We start from the raw sequence: 5135 nt of genomic DNA, 5'->3' as shown, positions 1-5135 counted from the left end.
CCCACGTCCGGGCCCACGTCCGGGCTCGCCTTCGAGCCGGGCGGGACCCGGGTGACCCTGCCGGCGCCCGACGGGGCCCAGTCGCTGGTCCGCGTCGCCCGCGCCCTCGACGTGGCCGGGATCGCCGTCGAGGATCTCGCGCTCCGCCGTCCGACGCTCGACGAGGTCTTCCTCCACCTGACCGCATGACAGGAGCCACGAGCATGAACCTGCGCTGGACCGTCACCGACTCCCTGACCATCGCGGGCCGCACGTACTCGCGGTGGAAGGCCCAACCGGGGGAGATCGCCGGATTCCTGGTGTTCCCCGTCATCATGACCGTGCTGTTCGGGTACGTCTTCGGCAGCGCGATCACCCTGCCCGGCGGCGGCGACTACCGCAGCTTCCTCATGCCGGGCATCTTCATGCAGGTCATGGCCATGACGGCGACCGCGGCCGCCACGGCGGTGGCCGAGGACATGGAACGCGGGATCATCGACCGGTTCCGCGCGCAGCCCATCGCCCGCAGCGCCGTGCTCATCGGGCGCAGCGTGGCCGACCTGTCGATGCACCTGATGTCGCTGGCCGCCATGGTCGCGGCGGCCGTGCTGCTGGCCGGCTGGCGTGCGCACGGCTCACCGGGCCAGACGGCGGCGGCGTTCGGGCTGCTGGCGCTGTTCGGCCTGGCGATGATCTGGGTGGGCACCTGCATCGGCCTGTACGTGCGCAGCGGCACGCAGGCCGACGCGGCCACGTTCGGCTGGCTGTTCCCGATGACCTTCCTGGCCAACACGTTCGTGCCCACCGAGGGCCTGCCCGCCTGGCTGCGGCCGGTGGCCGACTGGAACCCGATGAGCGCGACCGTGGCCGCCGCCCGCCGCCTGTTCGGCAACCCGACCTCGGCCGGGGCGGTCTGGCCGCTGCAACATCCGGTCGCGGCGAGCCTGCTGTGGTCGGCGGCGCTCATCGCCGTCTTCGCCCCGCTGGCGACCCACCGTTACCGCACGTCCAGCCGCTGAGACGTCGCTGGACAGCGGAGAGCCGCCCGGCGGAGGGTGTTCCGCCGGGCGGCTCTCACGGGTCGGGTGAAACCCCCGATGCGGGCGCGTGAGGATCCGCGCCCCGTCCCCGGCCCGCGTCCGGCTCTTGACCGGGCGCGGGCGCGGGAAGTTCTACTTGGCCAGCAGCGAGCGCAGGACGTACTGCATGATGCCGCCGTGCCGGTAGTAGTCGGCCTCGCCGGGCGTGTCGATGCGGACTACCGCGTCGAACTCGACGTCGCCGGCCTTGACGTGCACGGTGGACGGGATGCCGCCGCCGTTGAGCGCCTCGACGCCGGTGATGTCGAACGTCTCCTCGCCGGTCAGCCCGAGCGAGGCCGCCGTGGCGCCCTCGGGGAACTGCAGCGGGAGCACGCCCATGCCGATCAGATTGGAGCGGTGGATGCGTTCGTAGGACTCGGCGATCACGGCGCGCACGCCGAGCAGCGCGGTGCCCTTGGCCGCCCAGTCGCGCGAGGAGCCCGAGCCGTACTCCTTGCCCGCCAGCACCACCAGCGGCGTGCCGGCCTCGGCGTAGTTGACCGAGGCGTCGTAGATGAACGACACCGGGCCGTCGGGCTGGGTGAAGTCGCGGGTGTAGCCGCCCTCGGTGCCCGGCGCGATCTGGTTGCGCAGGCGGATGTTGGCGAACGTGCCGCGGATCATCACCTCGTGGTTGCCGCGCCGCGAGCCGTAGGAGTTGAAGTCGCGCACCTCGACGCCGTTGGCCTGCAGGTACTGGGCCGCGGGGGTGCCGACCTTGATCGAGCCGGCCGGGGAGATGTGGTCGGTGGTGACCGAGTCGCCGACCTTGACCAGCACGCGGGCGCCCGAGATGTCGGTCACCGGCTCCGGCTTCTCCGGCATGCCCTCGAAGTAGGGGGCCTTGCGCACGTACGTGGAGGACGGGTCCCACTCGAAGGTGTCGCCGGTCGGGATCGGCAGCGAACGCCAGTGGTCGTCGCCCTTGAACACGTCGGCGTAGTCGCGCTCGAACATGTCGCGGCCGATCGAGGAGTTGACCACCGCGGCGATCTCCTCCGGCGCGGGCCAGACGTCGCGCAGGAACACCGGCTGCCCGTCGGAGCCGAGGCCGAGCGGCTCGTTGTCGAGGTCGATGTCCATCGTGCCGGCCAGCGCGTACGCCACGACGAGCGGCGGCGAGGCCAGGTAGTTCATCTTGACGTCGGGGTTGATGCGGCCCTCGAAGTTCCGGTTGCCGGACAGGACCGCGGTGACCGCGAGGTCGTTGGCCTGGATGGCGTCGGAGATCTCGGTGGGCAGCGGGCCCGAGTTGCCGATGCAGGTGGTGCAGCCGTAGCCGACCAGGTTGAAGCCGATCTTGTCGAGGTACGGCTGCAGCCCGGAGCGCTCGAAGTAGCCGGTGACGACCTGCGAACCCGGGGCCAGCGAGGTCTTGACCCATGGCTTGCGGGTCAGGCCCTTCTCGACGGCGTTGCGGGCCAGCAGCGCCGCGCCGATCATGACGTACGGGTTGGAGGTGTTGGTGCACGAGGTGATCGCGGCGATCGACACGATGCCGTGGTCGATCTCGAACGACGTGCCGTCGGCCAGCGTGACCGGGACCGGCTTGTGCGGCCGGCCGCCGTCGGCGCGGGCGTTGGAGGCGGGCGCGTCGGAGGCCGGGAAGGACTCCTCGCCCTCCTCGTCGACGCCGTCGGCCACGTAGTTCTGGACGTCGCGGCGCCAGGCGTCCTTGGCCGCCGACAGCTCGATGCGGTCCTGGGGACGCTTGGGGCCGGCGATCGACGGCACGACCGTGCTGAGGTCGAGCTCGATGTACTCGGAGAAGACCGGCTCGGGGCCCTGCGGGTCGAGCCAGAGGCCCTGGGTCTTGGCGTACGCCTCGACCAGCGCGATCTGCTCCTCGGAGCGGCCGGTCAGGCGCAGGTAGTCGACGGTCTGGCCGTCGATCGGGAAGATGGCGCAGGTGGAGCCGAACTCGGGGCTCATGTTGCCGATCGTGGCCCGGTCGGCCAGCGGCACGGAGGAGACGCCCTCGCCGTAGAACTCGACGAACTTGCCGACCACGCCGTGCTTGCGCAGGATCTCGGTGATCGTCAGGACCAGGTCGGTGGCGGTGGCGCCCGCGGGCAGCTTGCCGCTGAGCTTGAAGCCGACCACGCGCGGGATCAGCATGGAGATCGGCTGGCCGAGCATGGCGGCCTCGGCCTCGATGCCGCCGACGCCCCAGCCGAGCACGCCGATGCCGTTCTCCATCGTGGTGTGGGAGTCGGTGCCGACGCAGGTGTCGGGGTAGGCCTTGCCGTCGCGGATCATGACGACGCGGGCCAGGTGCTCGATGTTGACCTGGTGGACGATGCCGGTGCCGGGCGGCACGACCTTGAACTCGTCGAAGGCCGTCTGGCCCCAGCGCAGGAACTGGTAGCGCTCGCGGTTGCGCTCGTACTCGCGCTCGACGTTGCGCTGGAAGGCGTCGGGGTGGCCGAAGTAGTCGACGATGACGGAGTGGTCGATGACCATCTCGGCGGGCGCGAGCGGGTTGATCCTGGCGGCGTCGCCGCCCAGGTCGCGCACGGCCTCGCGCATGGTGGCCAGGTCGACCACGCAGGGGACGCCGGTGAAGTCCTGCATGATGACGCGGGCCGGGGTGAACTGGATCTCCACGCTGGGCGTCGCGGCCGGGTCCCAGCCGCCGAGCGCCCGGATGTGGTCGGCGGTGACGTTGGCGCCGTCCTCGGTGCGGAGGAGGTTCTCCAGCAGGATCTTCAGGCTGTACGGGAGGCGTGCGGCGCCCTCGACGGCGTCAAGCCGGAAAATCTCGTACGACGCGTCGCCGACGCGTAGCGTGTCACGGCTGCCGAAGCTGTTCGCGGACACGGTGATTCGCCTCCTCCATCAGACAATTGCTCAGTTGAATCCTGCCGCACCCACGGAACGACACGTACGTTAGGTGAACCTAACTTGCGGGGCTCGCGGCGGATGTCTCGACGTCAAGATATTACTACGGTATCTCGACATCAAGTTAAAGCGGGGCGAGCCGCCAGAAGAGCAGGCCGATGATGGCGACGGAGAGGATCGGCGCGAGGATCTTCTGCTCGAACTTCTTGCCGGTCTTGATGCCGATCTTCCACGGCAGCACGAACTTGGCGCCGAGCGGCCACAGCACCGGGCAGCCCCGTTCCGTCATGCAGTCGCCGACGACGTGGATCAGGCAGCCGACGCCCACGGCCAGCCCGAGCCAGGCGTAGCCGACGTTCAGGGAGAGGAACACGGCGTAGAGCCCGGCCGTCATGCCGATGTTGATCATGATGGACCCGGCCTTGTTGCCCGGGATGCCGATGCCGATCGCCCGCAGGGCCAGCCCGATCATCAGCACGACCGTGATGTCACGGGCGATCGGATAGGAGTTGACCAGCCAGTGGACGCCGAACCCGAGCGCCGCCGCGAAGGCCAGCGAGTGCGTCATGCCGCGGTGGCCGCCGCTGATCCAGGACACGAACTTGCTGAGCAGCCAGGTGACCGGGCCGAAGGTCTGGGCGATGGTCGCGCTGGGATGGTCGAGGTCGGGCAGCATGGCCGCCCCCGCGCAGACCAGGGCTCCGGCGATCAGCTCGGCCGGGCCGAGCGCGCCGGCCATGATGCCGGTCTCGATGAACCGGGAGCTCTCGTTCAGCAGCGGCAGTGCGGCGAGCGGCGGCGCCAGCGCCAGCCACGCGATCGCCCCGGTCATCGCGTGCGTGTGCCCCATCATGATCGGGACTGTATTGCAAAGAGCCGCTTTACGCGGAGATCCCGGCCGCCAGGTTCTGCTGACGCTGGAACGGTCCGTCCGAAAACACCCGCAAACGCAGACGAGGTCGTCTCCGCGGCGACAGCACCCCCCAGCCCTGCCGACGCGGAACGACCTCGTCTGCTCTGTTCAACGGCGGACATCCCAAGACTGTTCCCCAATTCCGCAACTTTTTCGTGATCTGGCTCACTCTGTGCCCCGCCTTGCCAACGAAACAGTAGCGATATATCGTTGACACATCGAGAACAGATCGCGATATAGGGAGAAAGAGCATGACTTACGCACACGCAGCGGGCGACCAGTGGTTCGGCCCGCGGGAGAACCTGCGCGCGGCCCGCGAG

General features: G+C 69.5%; 3 protein-coding genes and 1 pseudogene. 2 read left to right on the top strand and 2 right to left on the bottom strand.

The features are described from left to right. Both ACWCSD_RS47555 and ACWCSD_RS47550 read left to right on the top strand, forming a co-directional pair. Positions 1-189 (top strand): annotated as a pseudogene (locus ACWCSD_RS47555) (daunorubicin/doxorubicin resistance ABC transporter ATP-binding protein DrrA); the annotation flags it as partial. 14 nt (positions 190-203) lie between these two features. After that, positions 204-998, top strand: a complete 795-nt coding sequence (locus ACWCSD_RS47550; protein WP_397163558.1) for an ABC transporter permease — start codon at positions 204-206, stop codon at positions 996-998. Between the two features lie 153 nt (positions 999-1151). On the opposite strand, the gene acnA is transcribed toward ACWCSD_RS47550, so the two are convergent. Both acnA and ACWCSD_RS47540 read right to left on the bottom strand, forming a co-directional pair. Beyond that, positions 1152-3881 carry an aconitate hydratase AcnA gene (gene acnA, locus ACWCSD_RS47545; protein ID WP_397163556.1) on the bottom strand — a complete coding sequence of 910 codons (2730 nt, stop codon included), beginning with the start codon at positions 3879-3881 and terminating at the stop codon, positions 1152-1154. Positions 3882-4026: 145 nt separating this feature from the next. Further along, a complete protein-coding gene (locus tag ACWCSD_RS47540; RefSeq protein ID WP_358284688.1) occupies positions 4027-4755 on the bottom strand; it encodes a metal-dependent hydrolase in 729 nt (242 codons plus the stop codon). Positions 4756-5135 lie beyond the last annotated feature (380 nt).

Source organism: Nonomuraea sp. NPDC001684, from assembly GCF_053596515.1.
This window is presented reverse-complemented; position numbering and strand designations above follow the sequence as displayed.

Coding starts and splice junctions, on each gene's coding strand:
- ACWCSD_RS47550 (WP_397163558.1), top strand. CDS start 204: ATGAACCTGCGCTGGACCGTCACCGACTCCCTGACCATCGCGGGCCGC.
- ACWCSD_RS47540 (WP_358284688.1), bottom strand. CDS start 4,755: ATGATGGGGCACACGCACGCGATGACCGGGGCGATCGCGTGGCTGGCG.